The organism is Pseudomonas sp. 10C3 (assembly GCF_036346185.1).
Classification (GTDB): Bacteria; Pseudomonadota; Gammaproteobacteria; order Pseudomonadales; family Pseudomonadaceae; genus Aquipseudomonas.
Window position 1 is genome coordinate 31,701 of the sequence record NZ_JASJVE010000008.1, and the last position, 22,922, is coordinate 54,622.

Sequence of the window (22,922 nt, forward strand, 5' to 3'; positions counted from 1 at the left end):
CCTGGTTCAATGCACCGTGCAAACCATGCACGGGTCGAAAGAACGAACGATATGCTGCACCGCAACCGGCGTTTTCTCGCCGGGCAGCACGGGTGCGCCCTCAAGGGCTTGCTCCAGTGCACCGGGCCGACCCTGAGCGTCACGCGGGGAAAAATTCCAGGTGGTCGGCGCGATGATCTGGTAGCTGGCGATGCGTCCGTGCTCGACCCGAAGCCAATGGCCGAGGGCGCCGCGCGCCGCTTCAGTGAGGCCCACGGCGCTGCCGTTGTCGGGCAGTTCTGCGGCGCGATAATAGGGTTCGCCGGGGCGCAGGGCCATCAGCCACTGCTCCATCAGCGGCACTACACGGGCCAGTTCCACCAGCCGAGCCAGTACACGGGTGTAGACGGTTGCCCCGCAGCGGGCGACAGCGTCGCGCAGCAACGGTTGACCCGCGATCAGTTGACGGGCCAAGGCGCCGGTTTCGAGCACGGCGCCTGCCAGTCGTGGGGCCTTGTTCCAGGTATAGGCGGCAGGTTTTTCTGCCAGCGGTTCGGTTTGGCCTTGGGCCGGATGCAGCGGGCCGCCGCTGTCATCCAGCCAGGCGTGGGCGGCGTCCTCGCTGATATCCGCCAGCTCCAGGCTTTCTACCCGCTGCGTAGCAGCGTTCCACAGGCCTTGTGGGAACACCATATGTCCGTCGGGCTGCGGATAGGCGCCATAGGACAGGTAGAGCCCCGGTCCCGGACCGAGATGCTCCAGACCGCTGTCCAGCGTGATATCGAGGAACTGGCGCAGATCGCCTTGGCCTGGCGCTTCTGCCTGCCAGGCCCAAAGTTCGTTTTCGCTGCCAAGCCCGACGATGCGCTCCAGTGGGGTGGCGAACAGCTCGGTTTCGAGAAATTGGCGGAACTCGCGCACCCGTGTCAGCAAACGCAGGCGTTCGGCCGCATCAATGGCACGGGTCGAGCCGCCGGGCTGGATGGAGCCAGTGTGCGGCCACTTTCCGCCCAGGGTGCCGATCAGATCCAGCCAGCGTTTGCGGGCGGACACCGCCAGACGTTGCTGGCTGCCCTGGCCCGGCGTAAAGCGCGCCTGAGCCGCCGCGTACCACGGTCGTTCTGCATACGCCGGGCGCACGAAGTCGGGCATGAAAAATAAATAGAAATGAGTCAGGTGGTCAGCGAGGTTCTCTGTCGCCGCCATGAGATTAATCGTCAGCAGACCGTTGTCAGGCGGTTGCACGCCAGCCAGTGAGGCCAGTGCACGGGCGGCGGCAATCGACTGCGATACCGAGCAAATCCCACAGATACGTGGGGCATAGACCAGCGCATCAAGCGGGGCGTGTTGTAGCAGTATTTGCTCGAAGCCGCGAAACATGGTGGCGTTGACCTGCGCCGAACGCACGCGGCCGTCTTCCACCTCAAGCTGCACTTCGAGGTCACCTTCGACACGATTGAAAGGACCCACCACCAGACGTGACATAAGGCTTTCCTAACGCCGTGGGATAAGCACAACGGGCGCGATGAGTTGATGGTCGGACGTGGCGTTCTGCTTGACCCGCTTGGGCGTTGCCGATTTGGACAGCGCTGACAGGGCGACAAACCAGGCTTTGGGCATGTCGGTTGGCAGGCCGATGGGAATGCCTGCCACCTTGGGCGTGAGGTTGAACGCATGCCCCGGTTCTTCGAAACCAGGGGCGGTGCAGTTGATGCAGGCATAGCCGCCACGGGTGCAGGAGCCTTCGCCGTTCCACAAGCGCGTATTGCAATCAGCGTGGGCCTGGGTGCCCTTGCAGCCGAGGTTTTCCATCATGCAGCCGAGGTCCGAAGGTTTCTCGGCGCTGGCCTTGTATTCGTAGAACTCGTTACGCGTGCAGCCGTGGTGAACCAACTGATCGGCGTAGAAGCGCGGCCGCCCCAGGATGTCCAGGTCGGGCTCGGCGAACAGGCCGGCGGCCAGTGACATGAGGGTGTCGGTGACCCAGCCAGGGTGAGTCGGGCATCCGGCAACGTTGATCACCGGCAGGCCGCGACGTGAACGGTAATCGGCACCCAGCAAGCCGCCCAGGCGATGGCCGTCGTATTGCAAGCCGCAGGCGTCCGTCGGGTTATTACCGGCAGCGGTGATGCCGCCATACGCGGCGCAGGTACCGATGCCCAAGGTGTATTCGGCTACTTCGGCCAGGTCCCGAACCCAGTCGATCATTGCCCGACCCGTGCCGGCCAGCATGTGAAAGCGCCCGGTGCCGTTGGGGCCGCGAAGCATGGAGCCTTCGATACACAGCGCGTCGAGACGGGTACGTCCCTGCAAGCAGTCGTTGAGGATACTGACCATTTCGTCGCCGGTTTCCAGCGACAGCGACGGGTGCCAGAGCAGTTCGATTCCGGCACTGCGCCACATGCCTGCGAAGTCCTGAGTGTCGGCGCACAGCAGCGACATCGTGCAGCCCCCACAGCCACCCGATTGCAGCCAAAGCACGTTGAACGCGTTGTCTTTCATCAGGACTCCTCCAAACCGAAGCGGCGCAGTTTCTGCCGCAAGCCTACGCGGGACAGGCCCAACTCACGGGCCGCGTGGGTCTTGTTCCAGCGATGACGCAACAGCGACTCTTTTAACAGGGTTGCCTCAATGGCGTCGAGTTGCTCTTGCAGTGTCCCGCTTGGGCTTGAGGTCGGTGTACTGGTGGACAGGGCAAGTCTGGCCTGGCCTTGCAATACGCGCCAGGAGAAGGCCCGCGCGTTGATTTGCGCGCCATCGGACAAGGCGGCGGCGCGGTAAATCTCGTTGCGCAGTTCGCGGATATTACCGGGCCAGGAATAGCCGATCAGGCTGGCCAAGGCATCGTTGGCGAAGTTCAATTCGGGTAAATCGAGTTCCTGGCGGGCGTCATCCAGCAACTTGTTGGCAATCGGTAATACGTCAGCGCTGCGTTCGCGCAGTGGCGGCAGCGCCAGGCTGACGCCCGCCAGCCGGTAATAAAGATCGCTACGGAAACGTCCGGCGCGCACGTCCTCTTCAAGGTCGCGGTGGGTCGCGGCAATGACCCGAACGTCGACTCGCACTGTGCTGGACGCGCCGACCGGACGCAGCTCGCCTTCTTGCAGAACCCGCAATAACTTGACCTGAAACGCCGGTGAGGTATCACCGATCTCGTCGAGCAGCAGGGTGCCGCCGTTTGCCCTCTGGAACAGGCCGATGTGATCCTGGTGGGCGCCGGTGAAGGCGCCACGCTTGTGACCGAAAAGCTCGGACTCAAGCAGGGTGTCGGGCAGCGCCGCGCAGTTCTCCATGACAAACGCGTTGGCCGCTCGCGGGCTGGCATAGTGAATGCCGCGAGCCAGCAGTTCCTTGCCGGTGCCCGACTCACCCAGCAGCAGCACTGGAAGGTCGTAGCGGGCAACGCGCGCGGCCATTTCACAGAGCGCATCCAGCGGTCCGCCAACGGCGCGCACAATGCGTGAAAAGTCGAAGGTTTCACGGACCCTGGAAAGGGTCTCCTGGTTGCGCCGTCGCAACACTGGCGTGCCGGCGCGCAGCTCCAGATCCAGTCGTTGCATATGATTTTGTAGGGCCTGGCTTTCCACCGCGTTGCGTACGGTGCTCAGCAAGTGCTCCGGTAACCAGGGTTTGAGCAGATACTGATAGATCCCGGCGAGGTTGATGCCGTTGATGATGTCTTCCGAATCGGTGTAGCCGGAAAGAACAATACGCACGACTTCCGGCCAGCGCTCGCGAGCTTCCTGGAGGAACTCGATGCCACTCATGCCGGGCATGCGCTGGTCGCAGATAATCACCGAGACCGGGTGCTCTTCGAGCAGCTTGCGGGCCTCGATCGCCGAGTCGGCCAGGAGCACTTCAAACTCTTGATTCAGCACCCGACACAGCGACTCCCGCGAGCGCAACTCGTCATCGACAACAAGAATTGTCGGCAAGTCGGGTTGGGTATCGGACGTCGAGGTCATGGGCAAAAAAAGAAGAGAAGAGAAGATTTCACGACGATGCCAGACGGCTGCGAATGAGGGGCGATAGTAACACGGCCGTGGCTGACGGGCGGTTCGTTTGCAGCGGGTCAGACGCTGACAAGCGTCCGTACCAGGCTCACTAACGCTCCAGACTCAGCCCATTGGCTGGCAATGGCAACGCCGTTTTGTAGCGCACCTGCTTGAGCGCGAAGTTGGAGCGAATGTTGGCCACTCCTGGCACTTTGGTCAGGAAATCCAGCAAAAAACGCTCCAGTGCCTGAATGGTCGGCACCAGCACCCGGATCAAATAATCTGGGTCGCCCGCCATCAAATAGCACTCCATCACTTCGGGACGATTGGCGATGGCCTCTTCGAACTCGTGCAAGGCTTCCTCAACCTGCTTTTCCAGGCTGACATGGATAAACACGTTGACGTGCAGTCCTAATAGTTCCGGGTCCAGCAGGGTGACTTGTTGCCGGATGAGCCCCAGGTCTTCCATCGCCTTGACCCGATTGAAGCAGGGGGTAGGGGAGAGATTGACGGAGCGTGCGAGGTCGGCATTGGTGATTCTGGCATTCTCTTGAAGACTGTTGAGAATCCCTATGTCAGTACGATCAAGCTTTCTCATGAGACAAATACGCCTGTTTATTCTATTTATTCAGAATAGATATCTTTAAATGGCTCCGCACGCAACGAAGTTGAGAAAAATATTCTCCACGCTCAGGCCTATGATTTGTGTAGGACAAGATTTTCCAAAGGGGATATCGGCGTCCAATGATTGAACAAGCTCCAGCGCCCAACAAAAACACATGACAAAAGCGAGCGTAGAGAAAGCCCATGAACGAATACGAACCCCTGCGCCTGCACGTTCCTGAACCTTCTGGCCGTCCAGGCTGTAAAACCGATTTTTCGTACCTGCATCTGAACGATGCCGGTCTCGTCCGCAAGCCCCCGATTGATGTCGAACCGTCCGATACCGCTGACCTCGCCAAAGGCCTGATTCGGGTGCTCGACGATCAAGGTCAGGCACTCGGCCCATGGGCTGAAGGCGTTTCTGTCGAAATCCTGCGTAAAGGCATGCGTGCCATGCTCAAGACGCGGATTTTCGACAACCGCATGGTCGTTGCCCAGCGCCAGAAGAAAATGTCGTTCTACATGCAGAGTCTTGGCGAAGAGGCCATTGGCAGCGCCCAGGCTTTGGCATTGAACGTAACCGACATGTGTTTTCCAACCTATCGTCAGCAAAGCATCCTGATGGCCCGCGAAGTGCCGTTGGTGGATCTGATTTGCCAACTGCTGTCCAACGAACGCGACCCCCTCAAAGGTCGGCAGCTGCCGATCATGTACTCAGTACGTGACTTCGGATTTTTCTCCATCTCCGGCAATCTGGCCACCCAATTCGTCCAGGCGGTTGGCTGGGGCATGGCGTCGGCGATCAAGGGCGATACTAAAATCGCGTCGGCCTGGATCGGCGATGGCGCCACCGCCGAATCGGATTTCCACACCGCCCTCACGTTCGCCCACGTCTACCGTGCGCCAGTAATCCTCAACGTGGTCAACAATCAATGGGCCATCTCTACCTTCCAGGCCATTGCCGGCGGCGAAGCAACGACTTTTGCCGGTCGCGGTGTGGGCTGCGGTATTGCCTCGTTGCGGGTGGATGGCAACGATTTCGTGGCGGTCTACGCGGCCTCGGCCTGGGCGGCTGAACGCGCACGACGCAACCTGGGCCCGACTCTGATCGAGTGGGTGACCTACCGTGCCGGCCCGCACTCGACGTCGGATGATCCGTCCAAATACCGTCCGGCCGATGACTGGAGTCACTTCCCGTTGGGCGACCCGATCATGCGCCTCAAGCAACACCTGATCCGCATCGGCCAATGGTCCGAAGAGGAGCACGCGGCCACCAGCGCCGAGCTCGAAGCCGAAATCATCGCTGCGCAGAAAGAAGCCGAACGCTACGGCACCTTGGCGGGCGGGCAAATGCCCAGCGCCGCGACCATCTTCGAAGACGTCTATAAAGAGATGCCGGAGCACCTACGCCTGCAGCGCCAGCAACTGGGGATCTGACATGAACGATCACAACAATAATATTCAGTTGGAAACCGCCATGACCACAACCACCATGACCATGATCCAGGCCTTGCGCTCGGCCATGGACATCATGCTTGAGCGTGACAATAACGTGGTTGTGTTCGGCCAGGACGTGGGCTATTTCGGCGGCGTTTTTCGCTGCACCGAAGGCCTGCAAGGCAAATATGGCACCTCGCGAGTGTTCGATGCGCCGATCTCCGAAAGCGGGATCGTCGGCGTCGCGGTGGGCATGGGGGCTTACGGATTGCGGCCAGTGGTCGAGATTCAGTTCGCCGATTACGTTTACCCGGCGTCGGATCAGATCATTTCTGAAGCCGCACGTTTGCGCTATCGCTCGGCCGGCGAGTTCACCGCCCCATTGACCCTGCGCATGCCCTGCGGTGGCGGCATTTATGGCGGTCAGACTCACAGCCAAAGCATTGAGGCGATGTTCACCCAAGTCTGCGGTTTGCGCACGGTCATGCCGTCCAACCCCTATGACGCCAAGGGCCTGTTGATCGCCTCCATCGAGAATGATGATCCGGTGATTTTTCTTGAACCCAAACGCCTGTATAACGGCCCGTTCGATGGTCACCACGACCGCCCGGTAACGCCGTGGTCGAAACACCCGGCGAGTGCCGTGCCTGACGGTTATTACAAAGTGCCGCTGGACGTGGCGGCGATTGCCCGCCCCGGCAACGACGTCACCGTGCTGACCTATGGCACCACTGTGTATGTGTCTCAAGTGGCGGCCGAGGAAACCGGCATTGACGCTGAAGTCATCGATCTGCGCAGCCTCTGGCCGCTGGACCTGGAAACCATTGTCAATTCGGTGAAGAAAACCGGTCGCTGTGTGGTGGTTCACGAAGCCACGCGCACCTGCGGCTTTGGCGCTGAACTGGTGGCGTTGGTGCAAGAACACTGCTTCCACTATCTGGAAGCACCTATCGAGCGCGTCACCGGATGGGATACCCCTTATCCTCATGCTCAAGAGTGGGCGTATTTCCCCGGTCCATCCCGAGTGGGTGCGGCTTTGAAACGGGTCATGGAGGTCTGAATGGGCACGCACGTTATTAAAATGCCGGACATTGGTGAAGGCATTGCAGAAGTTGAATTGTCTCAGTGGCACGTCAAGGTCGGCGATATGGTCGTTGAAGACCAGGTGCTGGCCGATGTCATGACCGACAAGGCGATGGTCGATATCCCGTCCCCGGTACATGGCAAGGTGATCGCCCTCGGCGGGCAGCCCGGTGAAGTCATGGCCGTAGGCAGTGAGCTGATTCGGATCGAAGTCGAAGGCGCCGGTAACCTCAAGGAGACCGCCTCGGGTGCCGTGGCCGAATCCGCCCGTGAGCCCGTGCTTGTCGCCCCGCCCAAGGTCGATGTCAGCGTCGTGGCTGAAGCCAAACCTCAAGCCGCGCCTGTCCCCGGTGTAAAACGCTCGCTGGAAGCCCGGTCTACTCGGCAGGCCAATGATCGTCCGTTAGCCTCGCCAGCCGTGCGCAAGCGTGCCCTGGATGCCGGTATTGAATTGCGTTTTGTGCAGGGCAGTGGTCCGGCCGGCATTATTCGGCATGAAGATCTGGACGCGTATATCGAGCAGAGCCAGCAGGCCAGTGCAGCCCCCGCAGCCGCTTACGCCGAGCGCAATGACGAACAGCAGATCCCAGTGATCGGCTTGCGACGCAAAATCGCCCAACGCATGCAAGACGCCACCCGCCGTGCGGCGCACTTCAGTTATGTCGAAGAAGTGGACGTCACCGCGCTCGAAGAACTGCGTGTCCACCTCAACGAAAAATGGGGCGCCAGTCGCGGCAAACTGACGCTGTTGCCATTTCTTGTACGCGCGATGGTGGTGGCTCTGCGCGACTTCCCGCAGATCAACGCTCGCTACGACGATGAAGCGCAAATCATCACTCGTCACGGCGCGGTGCATGTCGGTGTTGCGACCCAAAGCGATAACGGTCTGATGGTGCCGGTAATCCGTCACGCCGAAGCCCGCAGTCTGTGGGCCAACGCTGAGGAGATCTCCCGGCTCGCCAGCGCTGCACGTACAGGCAAAGCCAGTCGCGACGAGATGTCCGGCTCCACGATTACCTTGACCAGCCTCGGCGCATTGGGCGGCATCGTCAGTACGCCGGTACTTAATCTGCCGGAAGTGGCCATCGTCGGGGTCAATCGCATCGTCGAGCGGCCAATGGTGATTAAAGGCCAGATCGTGATTCGAAAAATGATGAACCTCTCCAGCTCCTTCGACCATCGCGTGGTCGATGGCATGGACGCGGCGCAATTCATCCAGGCCATTCGCGGCTTGCTCGAACAACCCGCCACCCTGTTTGTGGAGTAATCATGCAGCAGACTCTGAGCACCACCTTGCTGATCATCGGCGGCGGCCCCGGCGGTTATGTCGCGGCGATCCGTGCCGGGCAGTTGGGCATACCGACTATTTTGATCGAAGGCCAGACACTGGGTGGCACCTGCCTGAACGTCGGCTGCATACCGTCCAAGGCGCTGATCCACGTCGCGGAACAGTTCCATCAGACCACGCGCTTCAGTCAAGGCTCGGCGCTGGGTATCAGTGTCCAGCCGCCCACCCTGGACATTGGCCAAAGCGTGAACTGGAAGAACGGCATCGTTGACCGCTTGACCTCGGGCGTCGCGGCGTTGCTGAAGAAAAACAAGGTTCAGGTCATTCACGGCTGGGCGCGGATCATTGACGGCAAGACCGTCGAGGTTGAAGGCGCTGGCATGCGTATTCAGTGCGAGCACCTGCTGCTGGCCACCGGATCGACCTCGGTCAATCTGCCGATGCTGCCCCTCGGTGGGCCGATCATTTCGTCCACTGAAGCGCTGACACCCAGCGCCATCCCCAAGCGTTTGATCGTGGTCGGTGCCGGTTATATTGGCCTGGAGTTGGGCATTGCCTACAGCAAGCTGGGCGCGGACGTCAGCGTGGTCGAGGCTCGCGACCGGATCTTGCCGGCTTACGATCAGGAACTGACCCAGCCGATTGCCGAGACCCTGAAAACCCTGGGTGTGAAGCTGTACCTGCAACACAGCGTCGAAGGTTTCGACCCCGTCACGCAGACCTTGCAGGTGCGTAATCCAGAGGGCGAGACCCTCGAGCTGGAAGCTGATCAGGTGTTGGTCGCTGTCGGTCGTCGTCCGCACACCCAAGGCTGGAACCTTGAAGCCCTGGCGTTGGACATGAACGGCGCGGCGATCAAGATCGACGAGCGTTGCCAGACCAGCATGCGTAATGTCTGGGCCATTGGCGACTTGGCGGGGGAGCCGATGCTCGCTCACCGCGCCATGGCTCAAGGCGAAATGGTCGCGGAGCTGGTCGCGGGCAAACACCGAGAGTTCAATCCGCTGGCGATTGCCGCCGTGTGCTTTACCGACCCGGAGCTGGTGGTGGTCGGCAAGACGCCTCAGGAGGCCAAGGCCGAAGGACTGGACGTGCTGGTCGCCAACTTCCCGTTCGCTGCCAACGGCCGGGCGATGACCCTGGAATCGAAAAGCGGTTTCGTGCGGGTGGTCGCGCGAAGTGACAATCACCTGATTCTCGGCTGGCAAGCCGTCGGGGTCGGCGTGTCGGAACTGTCTACGGCCTTTGCCCAATCCCTGGAAATGGGCGCTCGCCTGGAAGACATCGCAGGCACCATCCACGCCCACCCGACACTCGGCGAAGCGGTTCAGGAAGCGGCGCTACGTGCGCTGGGGCATGCGTTGCATCTCTGACGATCTGAACCTGTGGGGCACCCCGGCACGCGCAGTGTAGTGCGCGAAGGCATTCGAGCCGGGCGGCCCTCATGTTCCGGACGGGTCAATGCGCTGATCAGTCAGCGATGACAGCGTCGTGCCGTTCGCCTGCAGCGTCTTTCAGAAAACTGAGCAACGCAACCACCGGGAACGCGCTGCCGGCAACGACGATCCATAGCCAGCCGCCGCGGTCGTACAGCACGCTGGCAATCGCCGAACCGAAGGCCCCTCCGATGAAAATACTGGTCATGTACAGCGCATTCAGGCGGCTGCGGCTGGCGGCATCCAGGGCGTAGACCGCACGCTGCCCCAACACCATGTTCATCTGCACGCAGAAGTCCAGGACCACACCGGTCACGGCCAGTCCGATCACGCTGTAAATCGGGTGAATCAGCGCCGGCAAGAAACTCAACGCAGCCAGAACCAATGCCCCGAGGCTGGCAATGCGGGTGTGTCCGGCATCGGCCAGACGCCCACTGATGGGCGCTGCGATCGCGCCGATGGCACCGACCAGCGCGAACAAGGCGATCTGTGTCTGCGACAGGCCATGGTTGCGTGCCAGCTCCAGCGGTACGGCGGTCCAGAACAAGCTGAACGCAGCAAACATCAGCCCTTGGTAGAACGCCCGCTGACGTAAAACTGGTTGCGTACGCAGCAAGGTCCACAGTGAAAACAGCAGTTGCCCGTACGAGGCGCTATGGTCAGGTTGGCGTTTGGGCATGGTGGTGGCAAGCACCACACTGATGATCATCATTAGTACCGATGCCGAGACAAACACCGCGCGCCAGCCGAAGTGGTCGGCGATCACGCTGGACAGTGGCCGTGCCAGCAGAATCCCCAGCAGTAACCCGCCCATGATCCCGCCAACGACCCGCCCCCGAGATTCCTCAGGTGCTAGATGCGCCGCCAGCGGAATCAGGATTTGCACCGACACTGAACTGAACCCCACCAACAACGACGCGAGCAAAAACACATTCGGTTGTTGACTGAACGCTGCGCCCAACAAGCTGATGATGGCCAACAGGGAGGTCATGATCATCAACCGTCGGTTCTCCAGCAGGTCGCCCAACGGCACTAGGAAGAACAGCCCAAGCGCGTAGCCGATCTGAGTCAGCGACACGATCACGCTGGCCATGGTGCTGGACAGGCCGATGTCGGGCGCAATCAGCTCGATGATGGGCTGGGCGTAATAGATATTGCCGACAATAGCGCCACAGCAAAACGCGAACAGCATTACCATGCCTCGCGTCATAGTGGGGGCCTCGGCGTGGCGGGTTTGGGTCGTGGTACTCATAAGAAAAGCGTTCTCGGGCGGACAAGTGAACCAAACACGCCTGCAACATGCGCGCGAAAGGCTGTCTGGTAATAGATTGCGCGCAGGCTAATTGTTCTGCCGCGAGGTGAGAAGGGGGGTGAGGGTGATAGCGACTATTCCTGAAAATAATGATGGGGTGCTTACCCTTTATTTCCGCCTTCCAACTCAATGTCCAACCGCTTCAACCTTGAAGCCAGGGTTGTAGGTTTAAGCCCCAACAGCTCCGCCGCGCCGCCTTTGCCGAACAGTTTTCCGTTGGCGGCGTTGAGGCGCGACGCTCCGTTTCCAGATAGGCGCGCGCTCTTATCCGCGCTTTATCTCTTCATTCTTGTGTTTGTCAGGCTGACCCAGGTCCTTGCTTCCTCGTTGCTTGGGTGGACCGCTTTCGCTGCGGATTTGGGCATGGCTGATCAGGGCGAAAATAAAACTGCCGCCGATAATGTTGCCAGCCAGGGTCGGCCCGGCAAAGGTCAGCCAGAAGTCTTTCCACGGCAGTTGGCCGGCGAACACCAGGTATGAAACCTCGGCCGAACCGACGACGATGTGGGTGAAATCGCCCAGCGCCATCAGGTAGGTGATGAGGAGGATGATCCAGATTTTTGCGCTCTCCATGGACGGGATCATCCAGACCATGGTGGCGATCATCCAGCCGGAAATGATGCCCTTGGAGAACATCTGGCTGACGTTGTTTTCCATGACCTTACGGCCAATATCGAGAAACGCTGCATCGGTTTTTGCATCGAAAATCGGCAAGTGCAGCATGACGTAGGCCACCAACAGGGTGCCGGTCAGGTTGCCGATCAATACCACGCCCCACAAACGCAAGAGCCGGCCGAAGTTGCCCAGCGTTGGTTTGGTCATCACCGGCAGCACGGCGGTCAGGGTGTTTTCGGTGAACAACTGCTGACGTGCCAGAATTACCGCAAGAAACCCCGCCGAATAACCCAGGCTGGCGATTACTTTGCTGGTATCGCCTTCGGGCAGTCGAGCATCGAGCAGGCCCATGGCCATCAGCGATAAGCCCATGGTCAGACCAGCAGCGAGGGCCGACCACCAAAGAGCGGCGATGCTGCGCTCAAGCTCCTGATCACCCTGGAGGCGAATGGTTTCGTGCAGCACGGCGGCACGTGGGGGCTGGTTTTTGTCGACCTCTCTTTCTTCTTCAGCGGACAGACCAGGGGTCTTGCCATCTTTTTCACTGTCCATAAGCGCCTCGGGTCGAATTTAGTAATGTCGCTAAGTCGTGCATCGAATGCTGCACGGCACTGATGGTTGAGACACAATTCGCTGCTGAGCGTTCGCCCTCCGGGGTGAGAGCATTTCGTTAAGTAAAACCGTTCAAATTCAGGAGCGTGACCGTGAGCATCCATATCCGCGAAGCGACCAGGGCCGATGCCAGGGTTATTCTGGGTTTTATCACCGAACTGGCGATCTACGAAAAGGCCGAGCATGAAGTGTTGGCCAGTGTGGCGGACATCGAGCGCAGCCTGTTTGACGAGCCGTCGCCAGCACGGGCGCTGATCTGCCTGCAGAATGATGAACCGATTGGTTTCGCCGTGTACTTCTTGAGCTATTCCACCTGGCAGGGGCGCAAGGGTTTGTACCTGGAAGACCTGTTCATCTCGGCCAGCCATCGCGGCGGCGGGGCGGGCAAGAAAATGCTCCGGCATCTGGCGAAGCTGGCATACGACAGCGGTTGTGGTCGTTTCGAATGGAGCGTGCTGGACTGGAACACACCGGCTATCGATTTTTATAAAGCCATCGGCGCCGCGCCGCAGGATGAGTGGGTGCGCTACCGGCTGGACGGCGAAACCCTGAAGAGCTTTGCGTTAGGCGAGTAGGTGCTGCGCACGCTTGCCCCGCCGGTCATGATCAGCCAAGCACCCGACTCGGTGTGCCACCGTGCCATGCCTGGATGTCTTCGATCATTTGGCTGAAGAATGTCCGGTAGTTGTTCTCGGTGACATAACCGATGTGTGGTGTCGCCAGCACGTTGTCCATGTGCCGGAATGGATGGTCAGCGGGCAGGGGTTCAGGTTCGTAGACATCCAGAGCCGCTCCGGCGATTCGGCGTTGTTGCAGTGCATTGATCAATGCCGCTTCGTCGATGATCGGGCCGCGTGCGGTGTTGATCAGGTACGCGGAGGGCTTCATCCAGCTCAGTGCCTGTGCATCGACCATCCCGCGACTGCGGTCGCTGAGCACCAGGTGCACCGACAATACATCCGCCTGTTCAAACAGCGCTTGCTTGCTGACGTACGTCACGCCCGATTCCGCGGCACGCTCGGGCGTGAGGTTTTCGCTCCAGGCGATCACCCGCATGCCAAAGGCCTGGCCATAGCGTGCAATCCAATTACCAATGCTGCCCAGACCGAGAATCCCCAAGGTCTTGCCGTATAAATCGCCGCCCAGGCCGATCTGCCAGCCGCCGTCGCGCAATGAGTTGGCTTCGCCCACCAGATTGCGGGTAATTCCCATGATCAAGGCCCAGGTCATTTCCGGGGCGGCATGCTTGTAGCTGTCAGTGCCGCACACCTGAATGCCTAGTCGTGCAGCCGCCGGAAGGTCGATTGCGGCATTGCGCATGCCACCGGTGACCAACAATTTCAGGCGCGGCAACTGGCTCAATAAGGCTTCGTTGAACAGGGTGCGCTCACGCATGACACACACCACGTCAAACGACTCCAGGCGCGCCACCATGCTGGCGGTATCTGCCGGGAACTCGTGCAGAAAACTGACTTCGCCGATCAGGTCGAGAACGGTCCAGTCCACCACGTTACTCGCCACCGACTGCCAGTCATCGAGCACGGCGATCTGTAAGAGGGAATGTTCAGCCATTGTGGTTTTCCTCGCCAAAAACACAGTGAAATTATTCGTGAGACTAACAGTGCCGCCAGGTAGATTGCGATTGAAGCAGGGTCCCGCTCAACCAAACAGCCCCGCAGCGATGTTGATCGAGAACCCCAGGATCGCGGTGTTGAACACAAAACCAATCAGTGATTGGGCCAGTACGGTTTTGCGCAGGTCTCGGCTTGCGACCCCTACGTCTGCTGTCTGTACCGCGACACTGATGGTGAATGAGAAGTAAAGAAAGTCCCAATAGTTCGGGTTCTTCTCGCCATCGGCGAAGCGCAGAGGGGGTTTACTGGTAGTGGCGGTGTAGAACAGGCGAGCGTAATGCAGGCTGAATATTACACCGGTGAGCAGCCAGGAACCGACAATGGTCAGGCCGGTAAAACCGTAATGCAGCAACCTGATGTGGACGCTCAGGTCTTTACTGCCAGCCAGTTCCAGGGTAATCGCTGCAAGGCTGGCAATCGCCGCCACGCATACTGTCGCCAACACCAGTCCGGCATTTTCGTCCTCGATCATAGCGAAGCGTTTGACGTCCTCGGCTTGTGCGCGAAACGTCAGCCAGATCATCAGGATCAGGTAGGTCCACACCCCAACGTTCCAGCCAATCAATATTTGGGTGGTGGGCGCGAGATCGGGAACAACGTAGCTGGAAAGAAAACCACCGACACAACCGAGCAGTGCCGCAGCGGTCAGGCGAGGGTGGGTGTGGGCGAGATGGGGCATTTGAGGGCATCGTGGTCAGAGTCTTGGCGAACCTTAGCACGGCCTCTGCGCCAGAAGAAAAAACGGCGCGGAAGTGATTCCGCGCCGCGCGCCACGTTGGGAATAGCCTTACCGCACTTGCAACTTATAGGCTCTGCAACTTACCGAACCAGGCAGACTCCTCACCATCTAATTTAAAAGTGTTTCTATAAACACCTTCACCGCAACCCACCTTCTCCGGAGTCCACCATGTTTGCTCTTGATCACGACCTTGCGCAGGACATCGTCGACCGTGCCATGGCGATCCTGCCGTGCAACGTCAATGTGATGGACTGTCTGGGCATCATTATTGGTAGTGGCGAGGCTGATCGGTTGTATACCCGGCATGAAGGTGCTCAGTTGGTGTTGGCCAACAGCCGGGTGGTGGAGATTGATTCGCAGACGGCCAAGCATCTGAATGGTGTGCGTCCGGGGGTCAATCTGCCGCTGATGCTTGACCAGAAATTGATGGGCGTACTGGGGATTACCGGTGAGCCGGACGAGGTCCGGGTCTATGGCGAGCTGGTGAAGATGACCGCCGAGATGCTCATGGAGCACCGGCGCCAGCAGGCGGATCAACAGTGGAGGCATCAGCGCAGCGAGGACCTGCTTTCGCGGTTGTTGCTGGTCGACTGCCCCGACAGCCAGGTCGACGAAGCCGAGCATTTGGGGCTGCAACCGCAATTGCCGCGTCAGTCGGTATTGATCGAGCTGCCTGCGCAAACGCCTGCGGCCAGCCAGATTGCCACTTGGTTGAACGCCCGTTATGCCCATAGTTGGTGTGTGGTGCGCGAGCCGACGTTGTTGCACTGGTGCCGCGCCGCAGGCAAGGAACGCGACGATACGCTGCTGCTGGAGCAGTTCGACGAGCAGGGCTGGCCCGTGGTGCGGATGGTCACGGTCGAGCAATCGGCCGATCTGGCGACGTTGCAACAGGCCTGTGCTGCGGGGCGTGATTTGCTCGATTACGCCCGCCATGTCCATCCGCAGCGGCGGCTGTTGCGTCTGGCCGTTCATCGTCCGGCCGTGCTGTTCTGGCGTTATCGCAACGATTGGCTCGCCCAAGGCGTGGCCGCCCCGATCATCCGGCTGCAAGAAAGCAACAGCGGGCAGTTGCTGGAAACCCTGCGCAGCTGGTTCGACTACAGCGGCGAAAGTCAGGCCTGTGCAGACGCGCTGGGCATTCACCGCAACAGCCTGCGTTATCGACTGGAAAAGGTCGCGGAGCTCAGCGGTTGCGACCCCTACAAAACTGACGACTTGTTGCGCCTGTATCTGGGCGTACAAATGACGCCTCGAATCACTGCGGACTAAAATCCAGTATGTTGTTTTGGTCCAATGACCAATAACTGCCTACGTTTCTTGGGCGAAGGTCAGGCGGAAAACGTCGGTTAGGGTGAGAACATCTACTCATTACGGATAGGAGCCCCCATGAAAATCGTCATCGCACCCGACTCTTTCAAGGACAGCCTGAGTGCCCAGGCTGTCGCCAATGCTATTGCCGGGGGCCTGGCCGAAGTCTGGCCTGACGCCGAGTTGGTTCAATGCCCGATGGCCGATGGCGGTGAGGGCACCATCGAAGCGGTTCTGGCCGCCTGTGATGGGCAGTGGATGAGCACCACTGTCAGCGGACCGTTGGGCGTTGCGGTCGAGGCTCAGTGGGGCTGGCTGGAACAGACCCGGACCGCAATCATTGAAATGGCCATGGCCAGCGGCTTGCAGTTACTGACCCTTGAGCAAAGGGACGCTTGCCTGAGTAGCACGCATGGCACGGGCGAGTTGATTCGTGCGGCGCTGGACGCTGGCGCGCAACGTATCATCCTGGCGATTGGCGGCAGCGCGACCAATGATGCGGGCAGTGGCATGCTGTCGGCGTTGGGTGCGCGTTTTCTCGACGGTAATGATCAGCCTCTGATTCCAAGTGGTCAGGCTTTGGCGCAGGTACAACGGATCGAACTGGGCGGTCTTGATGCACGTTTGCGTGACGTGCGCTTTGAGGTTGCGGCGGATGTCGACAACCCATTGTGCGGTCTGCAGGGTGCCTCTCATATTTTTGGCCCACAAAAGGGGGCATCCCCGCAGCAAGTTCTGGAGCTGGACGCCGCGTTGGGGCATTTCGCCGACCATTCGGCTCAGGTTCTGGGTCATGACGTGCGCGACCAACCCGGTTGCGGGGCGGCAGGGGGCATGGGCTTCGCTGCCAAGGCTTACCTGAACGCGACTTTTCGCCCTGGCGTAGAGGTGGTGGCCGACCTTGTGGGCCTGGCCTATGCACTGGACGGTGCCGATTTGGTGATCACCGGCGAAGGCTGTTTTGATGCTCAGACGCTGCGTGGCAAAACGCCGTTCGGTGTCGCCCGCATTGCCCGGCGCAAGGGGGTGCCGGTGATCGTGTTGGCCGGGACGTTGGGTGAGGGCTATGCCGATCTGTACGCGCATGGCATCAGTGCGGCGTTTGCGTTGACCAGTGGCCCAATGACGCTCGGTTATGCCTGTCGCAACGCCGCGAGCTTGTTGCATGATCGAGCTCGTGATCTGGCGCGGGTCTGGCGGCTGGCTGTGTCGCGCTGATGCGTGTTCCTTCCCCGACCGAGTTCGCTGCGCGACAGAGTGGTGTCATGAGGGTTTATGCAGCACTCAACTGAACCGCGGGTATCGGGTTGCGCATAAGGGTGCCCACCAGCAGGGCGCCAAGCAGCGCCATCAATCCGGCCACCCACAGGACCGTGCTGAAGCCTGAAACAAATGCCTGTTGCGCCAGCGGCTGGACGATCAGCCGCGCATTCTCCGTCAGCGGCTGCATCGCCGCGACCATGTCACCGGCTACCACGCGGGACACGATGTGATCAGTCTGAGCCAGCCAACCGGGAGCATTGAGTTGCAGGCTACGGGTCAAGGCCTGTTGTGAGTGGCTGGCCAACAAGGCGCCGAACACACCGATGGCGAGCATGATCGCGCTGAAACGCATCGTGGTGCTCATTCCTGACGCCATGCCTGCGCGGTCACGCGGTACGCACGCCATGATGTTCTTCTGGGTATCGCCATTGAGTAGTCCTGCGCCAGCCCCGGTGACGGCGATGGCGCAGGCAAAGCTCAGGTAGCCGCCCATCGACACCGCCCAGGCGCTTAGCAGGTTGCCGCAACCGACCAGAGTCAGCCCGAGGGCCATCATGCTGGCTGGCGATAACAGGCGAGATAACCGCGTGCCGATCTTCGGGAAGGTGAGCATGGTCAGCGCGAACGGCAACATGCCCAGCCCGGAGGCGATGGCAGTGAACCCTAGGCCATTCTGCAAGTAGAACGGTAATAGCGTCATCATCACTTGGGCACAACCTGCGTAAGCGAACATGCCCAGGAGCGCACCAACGAACCGCGGGTGTTTGAACAATTGCAGATCGACCATAGGCCGAAGCTGTAGCCGCTGAACCACCACGAACAGGACCATCAACAGTACGCCGGCCAGCAAGCGCAGTGTGGTCAATGAAGTGTCCCAGCCAATGCGATTGGCCTCGATCAGGCCCCAGATAAGACACAGCAGACTGCCGCTAAACGCCAGACTGCCCCAAGGGTCGAGCCGCGCTGATTGTTCGTTGCGCGACTCGTCGATGTTGCGCCATACCATGCTCACCAGCAGCAAGCCCAGCGGCAGGTTCAGGTAGAAAATCCAGCGCCAGCCCACGAATGAGGCAATCAGACCACCCACGGTGGGCGCGGCGGTCATGGCTACGCCCATGCAGGCCCCCCAGAACGCCCAGGCTTTGGCCCGTTCGGTCTCGTCATGGAACGCATGGCCGATAGTCGCCAGTGCCGAGGTCAATAACAGCGCGGCCCCTACACCTTTGATCGCTCGAGCAATGTCGAGGAAGAGGATGTTTGGCGCCGCGCCACAGCCCAGTGAGGCCAGAATGAACAGCGCCAGGCCGCAGAGTAGGGTCTTCTTCCTGCCAAAACGATCAGCAATGCTGCCTGCGGGCAATAGCAGTGCGGCGAAGGCCAGCATGTAGGCGCTGACCACCCATTCGATGTCGGCGAAATTGGCCCCCAGGTCACGGGCAATACTGGGCAAGGTCACGGCGACAATATTGGTGTCAAGAACGATAAGCGAGCAGACCGCCGAGGCGGCCAACAGAGTCATGCGCGGGCTGGGCGTTTTCATGTCATTCCTCGCAGATACACGATTGCTTTATGGGTAACGTGCTAGCAAGCTTATTGCAATGCCTTAGGCGCTTTGTTACTTGGGCTTGAGCACTTCATTACCTTTGAGCTAATGCAGTCATGGAAATACGCCACTTTCGTTACTTTCTGGCCGTCGCCAAGCACAGGAATTTCAGCCGTGCCGCAGCACAACTGGGCATTGCTCCGCCGACGCTTACCCGACAGATTCAGGACATGGAAAGCGCCTTGGGCACGCGCTTGTTCCTGCGCCTGCAACGCGAGGTCAGCCTGACGGATGCGGGCAGGGCCTTGCAGGCAGAGGCGGAGCCGACCGTGCGTCAGTTCGAAGCCGCGCAGCTCAATGCGCAACGTGCGGGGCGCGGTGAGACGGGTCACATCGAGCTGGGTTATGTGGCTTCGTCGGTGTTTTCCGGGGTGCTGCAAAAACAGGTCAGCAGCTTTCGCCTGCGTTATCCGGACATTGGCTTCACCATCAGCGAGAACCTGATGTCGGCCTTGCCAGAAATGATCGAGGAGGGGCGGCTGGATGTCGGTTATGTTCGCTCGCCCATGCATTTACCCGAAGCCCTGAGCACCGTCAGTCTGTTGGTAGAAGGCTTTGCGCTGGCGCTGCCAAGCAGCTCATGGCTGTGTCGTCTGAAAGAAATCAATGCGGCGCATTTGCAGAATGAAATCTTCATTCTCCCCGAACAGATCTCTGGCACCTTGCAGGTCGCCGCGCAAGGCGGCTATGCGCCAACGCTTGGGCCTCAACCGGGTGGGTTAGTTGCTGTTGTGGCGCTGGTGTCTCTCGGCCAGGGTGTGGCCGTGGTGCCGGAGTCAATGGTGGACCACATCAAGTTGCCCAATGTGGTGTACCGGCGTATTCAAGACTGCCAACCTTCGTCATTCTTGTCGCTGGTTTATCGCCGTTTTGAAAAGGCTCCGGCGGTGGCGCGCTTCATCGAACACGTAAAGGATTTCAGCGAGAAACCCACTCTGTAACATGAAGATTGATCATGGACTTTAGTAAATGAAGAAATACCAGCCACCGTTGACACTGACTTCACGGATGCTCGCCCTCGTCGCAGATATCAGCGAAGAGGTCGGTCGCTTGTCGTCGTTGCGGGAAACGACAAACCGACCCGGTAAAAAAACTACTCAAGGTTCTCGCAAGCCATCCTTCGTTCAAGTCCGGCGAGCTGATGGATCAATTGGGCCTCGCGCATCGGCAATCATTTCGTCGCACGTACCTCAACCCGGCATTGGCGGCAGGGCTGGTAGAAATGACCGATCCCGACTCGCCCCGCAGCCCTGTGCAGATGTATCGGTTGACTGAGCGTGGCCATTCAATGCTTAAACATCCCTAAAGTCGTCAGTCGACTTCGTCAGCCTCTGCAAGGCATTCGGGATATTGTGCTCGGGCACTCGATTCCCGCCCGCGTCACTGGCATGCACCAGCAAGTGCCTTCGACCCTATTCAAGGAGCTCACCCCATGATCGATCATCTTGACCATTTGGTCCTGACCGCCAGCGATGCCGATGCCACCCGGGATTTCTACACCCGCGTGCTCGGCATGCAACTGGAGACCTTTGGTGCCGGACGTATGGCGTTCACGTTTGGCAACCAGAAAATCAACCTGCACATTCGCGGGCACGAATTCGAGCCCAAGGCGCATCTGCCAGTTCCGGGCGCGCTGGACTTGTGCTTTATTGCGTCGATCCCGCTGGAACAGGTGATTGAGCGCCTGGCTGAGGCCCGCTGGCCAATTGTCGAAGGCCCGATCATGCGCACGGGCGCCACCGGGCCGATTCGCTCGGTATACGTGCGTGACCCGGACCTGAACTTGATCGAGATTTCCGAACAGACCTGAGCGGGTACAGCCGTCGCTACAGGCCTGCTGTTCTCTCGAGGGTGATGTCGACTTTCTAGGTATTGAGCGTTTCCACGGGCACGCGACCATAAACGTCGGTGAAACGAACAATGTCGTCTTCACCCAGGTATTCGCCGCTCTGTACTTCGATCATGACCAAATCGACCACGCCGGGGTTGATCAGACGATGAGTGCGGCCAGGTTTGATAAACGTCGACTCATTGGTATCGAGTAGAAACTCACTGTCGCCGTTGGTCACCCGCGCCATGCCGCTGACCACAATCCAGTGTTCGCTGCGGTGATGGTGCATTTGCAGTGACAACGATGCCTGAGGGCGGACCATGATGCGTTTGATCTTGAAGCGCTTGCCTTCTTCGAGCACGGTGTAGGTCCCCCACGGGCGGGTGACGGTACGGTGCAGGCGATAAGCATCATGTCCCTGGCGCTTGAGCTCCTTGGCAATGATTCTGACGTCCTGGCTACGATTGGCGTCGGCAATCAGCAGCGCGTCGGGGGTATCGATGATGATCAGGTTATCCAGGCCGACGCCGCCCACCAGGCGTCGTGGCGAGTCGATGTAGCAATTGGTCACCTCATGCAAGACGGTCTGGCCGTTGCATTGGTTGCCATCGGTGTCGGCCGGGCTCAGTTCGCGCATGGCCTGCCATGAGCCGATGTCGCTCCAGCCCAGCTGGCATGGCACCACCGCGACTTTTTGCGAGGGTTCCATCACGGCGTAGTCGATGGAAATGTCCGGGGCCAGCGCAAACAGTTCACTGTCCAGTTCCAGCTGCAATTCGTGATTGCCTTCCTTACTCGGGCTTCGCTCCAGGCAAGCTTTGACCGAGGCCAATACCTGCGGCGCGTGCTCTTGCAGCTCGCGCAAGATCGTGTCGGCGCGCATGCAGAACATGCCGCCGTTCCACAGGTGCAATCCACCGTCGAGGTAACCCTGAGCAGTATCAGCGTCTGGTTTTTCGACAAAACGGGCCACTTGATAGGCTGTGGCTGTCGAATTCAAGGACTGACCTTTTTCGATATAACCAAACCCGGTTTCAGCCTTGGTCGGCACGATGCCGAATGTCACCATCCAGCCTTGGTCGGCCAGTTCTCGAGCGGTGCTCACGGCTTGAGCGAACGCCTCCACATCCTTGATCAAATGATCGGCTGGAAGAATCAATAGGTGAGCATCGTCGCCATACAAACGAGCGACATGCAGCGCCGCAGCCGCGATGGCCGGGGCAGTATTGCGCCCGAACGGTTCGAGGATAAAGTCCAGGCTTACGTGGTTCTTATTGAGTTGGCGGTAGTCGTCCACCGTCCGGAAATACACGTCACGGTTGGTCACGGTCAAGATTCGGTCGACGTCGGCCAACCCGACGGCCCGAACGAAGGTTTTTTGCAGCAGGCTTTCTCCATCGGGAAGACGCATGAAGGGCTTGGGCATGGCTTCGCGGGAAACCGGCCACAGTCGGGTGCCAGCGCCGCCAGCGATAATGCAAGGGATGAGAGTGCTCATCAATAGGCCTCACGAGTGAACAACACTGCAGGAGCAGTGCGGAAAAGGATGTACAAATCGAACCAGACCGACCAGTTTTCTATGTATTCAAGGTCGAATTCGACGCGCTTTTCGATTTTTTCCAACGTGTCCGTTTCACCACGATAGCCGTTGATTTGCGCCAAGCCAGTAATGCCTGGTTTGACCCGATGGCGAGCCGTGTATTCTTTGACCGCTTCTTCAAAAAGAATGCCCGCAGCTTTGGTTGCCGTGGCGCGGGGGGGGGCGCGGCACGACCATGGACATACTGCCGGTGAAGACGTTGAGCAGTTGTGGCGGCTCGTCAAGGCTGGTCTTGCGTTAGGCATGCGTCCGATACGGTCGTTGATAAGCTCGGAAACGCCGGAACGGATGTCCTGACTCTTCGCCAGGTACTCGGCCAGGCGCTGACCGTTTTCAGTTGCACCGGGAATGATCGCGTTCTGCAGGAAGAAGCCTTTTTGCATGAGGCGCTGGTACATCAGCACCATTAAATAGCTCTGCAGTGCAATGGGGTGGTCAGTTTGCCAGAGCGCCAGAATCAATAATCCCGCGAGAATGCAGGTCATACCGTGCACGAGGCGAATACCGAACAAAAAGTATTCGACCAGGCTGGAACGCGTAAACAGAAGACTGTCAACAGGTTGCAAGCGCATAACTGTCCA

The 22,922-nt window shown here is 59.5% G+C and carries 20 protein-coding genes and 1 pseudogene; 10 read left to right on the forward strand and 11 right to left on the reverse strand.

Annotation, left to right across the window (positions count from 1 at the left end; genetic code table 11):
* Positions 1-6 precede the first annotated feature (6 nt).
* The 4 genes from QN399_RS09255 to bkdR form a co-directional block, all read right to left on the reverse strand.
* On the reverse strand, positions 7-1,464 hold the full coding sequence (locus QN399_RS09255) for a nickel-dependent hydrogenase large subunit (protein ID WP_330200866.1): 1,458 nt from the start codon (positions 1,462-1,464) through the stop codon (positions 7-9).
* 9 nt (positions 1,465-1,473) lie between these two features.
* Positions 1,474-2,481 carry a HupU protein gene (locus QN399_RS09260; protein WP_322178552.1) on the reverse strand — a complete coding sequence of 336 codons (1,008 nt, stop codon included), beginning with the start codon at positions 2,479-2,481 and terminating at the stop codon, positions 1,474-1,476.
* Positions 2,481-3,944, reverse strand: coding sequence for a sigma-54 dependent transcriptional regulator (locus tag QN399_RS09265; protein ID WP_322178553.1), 1,464 nt, complete (start codon positions 3,942-3,944; stop codon positions 2,481-2,483). Before QN399_RS09265 ends, QN399_RS09260 begins: the two co-directional genes overlap by 1 nt.
* A gap of 139 nt (positions 3,945-4,083) precedes the next feature.
* On the reverse strand, positions 4,084-4,572 hold the full coding sequence (gene bkdR / locus QN399_RS09270) for a Bkd operon transcriptional regulator BkdR (RefSeq protein ID WP_322178554.1): 489 nt from the start codon (positions 4,570-4,572) through the stop codon (positions 4,084-4,086).
* A gap of 209 nt (positions 4,573-4,781) precedes the next feature.
* On the opposite strand from bkdR, the gene QN399_RS09275 reads away from it, so the two are divergent.
* Genes QN399_RS09275 through lpdA form a run of 4 tightly spaced genes read left to right on the forward strand, consistent with a single transcriptional unit; the run spans position 4,782 to position 9,758 of the window.
* A complete protein-coding gene (locus tag QN399_RS09275) occupies positions 4,782-6,014 on the forward strand; it encodes a 3-methyl-2-oxobutanoate dehydrogenase (2-methylpropanoyl-transferring) subunit alpha (protein ID WP_322178555.1) in 1,233 nt (410 codons plus the stop codon).
* A 1-nt stretch (position 6,015) separates the two neighbouring features.
* On the forward strand, positions 6,016-7,074 hold the full coding sequence (locus tag QN399_RS09280) for an alpha-ketoacid dehydrogenase subunit beta (RefSeq protein WP_322178556.1): 1,059 nt from the start codon (positions 6,016-6,018) through the stop codon (positions 7,072-7,074).
* A complete protein-coding gene (locus QN399_RS09285; protein WP_322178557.1) occupies positions 7,075-8,364 on the forward strand; it encodes a dihydrolipoamide acetyltransferase family protein in 1,290 nt (429 codons plus the stop codon).
* 2 nt (positions 8,365-8,366) lie between these two features.
* Positions 8,367-9,758, forward strand: a complete 1,392-nt coding sequence (gene lpdA, locus QN399_RS09290; protein ID WP_322178558.1) for a dihydrolipoyl dehydrogenase — start codon at positions 8,367-8,369, stop codon at positions 9,756-9,758.
* Between the two features lie 97 nt (positions 9,759-9,855).
* Here lpdA and QN399_RS09295 read toward each other — a convergent pair whose 3' ends face one another.
* Positions 9,856-11,073 carry an MFS transporter gene (locus QN399_RS09295; RefSeq protein ID WP_322178559.1) on the reverse strand — a complete coding sequence of 406 codons (1,218 nt, stop codon included), beginning with the start codon at positions 11,071-11,073 and terminating at the stop codon, positions 9,856-9,858.
* A gap of 324 nt (positions 11,074-11,397) precedes the next feature.
* Entirely contained in the window at positions 11,398-12,300 is a 903-nt protein-coding gene (locus tag QN399_RS09300; RefSeq protein ID WP_322178560.1) for a formate/nitrite transporter family protein, read from the reverse strand.
* 152 nt (positions 12,301-12,452) lie between these two features.
* Here QN399_RS09300 and QN399_RS09305 point away from each other — a divergent pair, with 152 nt between their 5' ends.
* The gene (locus QN399_RS09305) at positions 12,453-12,935 is read left to right on the forward strand and encodes a GNAT family N-acetyltransferase (RefSeq protein WP_322178561.1); all 483 of its coding nucleotides are present in this window, start codon (positions 12,453-12,455) and stop codon (positions 12,933-12,935) included.
* Positions 12,936-12,966: 31 nt separating this feature from the next.
* Here QN399_RS09305 and QN399_RS09310 read toward each other — a convergent pair whose 3' ends face one another.
* Together QN399_RS09310 and QN399_RS09315 are read right to left on the reverse strand one after the other, a co-directional pair.
* The gene (locus QN399_RS09310; RefSeq protein ID WP_330200867.1) at positions 12,967-13,932 is read right to left on the reverse strand and encodes a D-2-hydroxyacid dehydrogenase family protein; all 966 of its coding nucleotides are present in this window, start codon (positions 13,930-13,932) and stop codon (positions 12,967-12,969) included.
* An 87-nt stretch (positions 13,933-14,019) separates the two neighbouring features.
* Positions 14,020-14,673 (reverse strand): DUF1345 domain-containing protein, encoded by a 654-nt coding sequence (locus tag QN399_RS09315; RefSeq protein ID WP_322178563.1) that lies wholly within the window; start codon positions 14,671-14,673, stop codon positions 14,020-14,022.
* A 228-nt stretch (positions 14,674-14,901) separates the two neighbouring features.
* Here QN399_RS09315 and QN399_RS09320 point away from each other — a divergent pair, with 228 nt between their 5' ends.
* Positions 14,902-16,005 (forward strand): sugar diacid recognition domain-containing protein, encoded by a 1,104-nt coding sequence (locus QN399_RS09320; protein ID WP_322178564.1) that lies wholly within the window; start codon positions 14,902-14,904, stop codon positions 16,003-16,005.
* 117 nt (positions 16,006-16,122) lie between these two features.
* Entirely contained in the window at positions 16,123-17,262 is a 1,140-nt protein-coding gene (locus QN399_RS09325) for a glycerate kinase (RefSeq protein ID WP_322178565.1), read from the forward strand.
* A gap of 55 nt (positions 17,263-17,317) precedes the next feature.
* On the opposite strand, the gene QN399_RS09330 is transcribed toward QN399_RS09325, so the two are convergent.
* The gene (locus QN399_RS09330) at positions 17,318-18,847 is read right to left on the reverse strand and encodes an MFS transporter (protein ID WP_330200868.1); all 1,530 of its coding nucleotides are present in this window, start codon (positions 18,845-18,847) and stop codon (positions 17,318-17,320) included.
* Between the two features lie 119 nt (positions 18,848-18,966).
* On the opposite strand from QN399_RS09330, the gene QN399_RS09335 reads away from it, so the two are divergent.
* From QN399_RS09335 to QN399_RS09345, 3 genes are all read left to right on the forward strand, one after another.
* Positions 18,967-19,851, forward strand: a complete 885-nt coding sequence (locus QN399_RS09335; RefSeq protein WP_322178567.1) for a LysR substrate-binding domain-containing protein — start codon at positions 18,967-18,969, stop codon at positions 19,849-19,851.
* Positions 19,852-19,937: 86 nt separating this feature from the next.
* On the forward strand, positions 19,938-20,216 hold the full coding sequence (locus QN399_RS09340; RefSeq protein WP_323565942.1) for a Fic family protein: 279 nt from the start codon (positions 19,938-19,940) through the stop codon (positions 20,214-20,216).
* A 126-nt stretch (positions 20,217-20,342) separates the two neighbouring features.
* Complete coding sequence (locus QN399_RS09345; protein ID WP_322178569.1) at positions 20,343-20,720, forward strand: VOC family protein; 378 nt, start codon at positions 20,343-20,345, stop codon at positions 20,718-20,720.
* A 55-nt stretch (positions 20,721-20,775) separates the two neighbouring features.
* On the opposite strand, the gene QN399_RS09350 is transcribed toward QN399_RS09345, so the two are convergent.
* Complete coding sequence (locus QN399_RS09350) at positions 20,776-22,239, reverse strand: mannose-1-phosphate guanylyltransferase/mannose-6-phosphate isomerase (RefSeq protein WP_322178570.1); 1,464 nt, start codon at positions 22,237-22,239, stop codon at positions 20,776-20,778.
* Positions 22,239-22,598: pseudogene (locus QN399_RS09355) on the reverse strand (sugar transferase); the annotation flags it as partial. The pseudogene QN399_RS09355 and the gene QN399_RS09350, both read right to left, overlap by 1 nt.
* Between the last annotated feature and the right edge of the window lie 324 nt (positions 22,599-22,922).

Coding starts and splice junctions, on each gene's coding strand:
- QN399_RS09255 (WP_330200866.1), bottom strand. CDS start 1,464: ATGTCACGTCTGGTGGTGGGTCCTTTCAATCGTGTCGAAGGTGACCTC.
- QN399_RS09260 (WP_322178552.1), bottom strand. CDS start 2,481: ATGAAAGACAACGCGTTCAACGTGCTTTGGCTGCAATCGGGTGGCTGT.
- QN399_RS09265 (WP_322178553.1), bottom strand. CDS start 3,944: ATGACCTCGACGTCCGATACCCAACCCGACTTGCCGACAATTCTTGTT.
- bkdR (WP_322178554.1), bottom strand. CDS start 4,572: ATGAGAAAGCTTGATCGTACTGACATAGGGATTCTCAACAGTCTTCAA.
- QN399_RS09275 (WP_322178555.1), top strand. CDS start 4,782: ATGAACGAATACGAACCCCTGCGCCTGCACGTTCCTGAACCTTCTGGC.
- QN399_RS09280 (WP_322178556.1), top strand. CDS start 6,016: ATGAACGATCACAACAATAATATTCAGTTGGAAACCGCCATGACCACA.
- QN399_RS09285 (WP_322178557.1), top strand. CDS start 7,075: ATGGGCACGCACGTTATTAAAATGCCGGACATTGGTGAAGGCATTGCA.
- lpdA (WP_322178558.1), top strand. CDS start 8,367: ATGCAGCAGACTCTGAGCACCACCTTGCTGATCATCGGCGGCGGCCCC.
- QN399_RS09295 (WP_322178559.1), bottom strand. CDS start 11,073: ATGAGTACCACGACCCAAACCCGCCACGCCGAGGCCCCCACTATGACG.
- QN399_RS09300 (WP_322178560.1), bottom strand. CDS start 12,300: ATGGACAGTGAAAAAGATGGCAAGACCCCTGGTCTGTCCGCTGAAGAA.
- QN399_RS09310 (WP_330200867.1), bottom strand. CDS start 13,932: ATGGCTGAACATTCCCTCTTACAGATCGCCGTGCTCGATGACTGGCAG.
- QN399_RS09315 (WP_322178563.1), bottom strand. CDS start 14,673: ATGCCCCATCTCGCCCACACCCACCCTCGCCTGACCGCTGCGGCACTG.
- QN399_RS09320 (WP_322178564.1), top strand. CDS start 14,902: ATGTTTGCTCTTGATCACGACCTTGCGCAGGACATCGTCGACCGTGCC.
- QN399_RS09325 (WP_322178565.1), top strand. CDS start 16,123: ATGAAAATCGTCATCGCACCCGACTCTTTCAAGGACAGCCTGAGTGCC.
- QN399_RS09330 (WP_330200868.1), bottom strand. CDS start 18,847: ATGAAAACGCCCAGCCCGCGCATGACTCTGTTGGCCGCCTCGGCGGTC.
- QN399_RS09335 (WP_322178567.1), top strand. CDS start 18,967: ATGGAAATACGCCACTTTCGTTACTTTCTGGCCGTCGCCAAGCACAGG.
- QN399_RS09345 (WP_322178569.1), top strand. CDS start 20,343: ATGATCGATCATCTTGACCATTTGGTCCTGACCGCCAGCGATGCCGAT.
- QN399_RS09350 (WP_322178570.1), bottom strand. CDS start 22,239: ATGAGCACTCTCATCCCTTGCATTATCGCTGGCGGCGCTGGCACCCGA.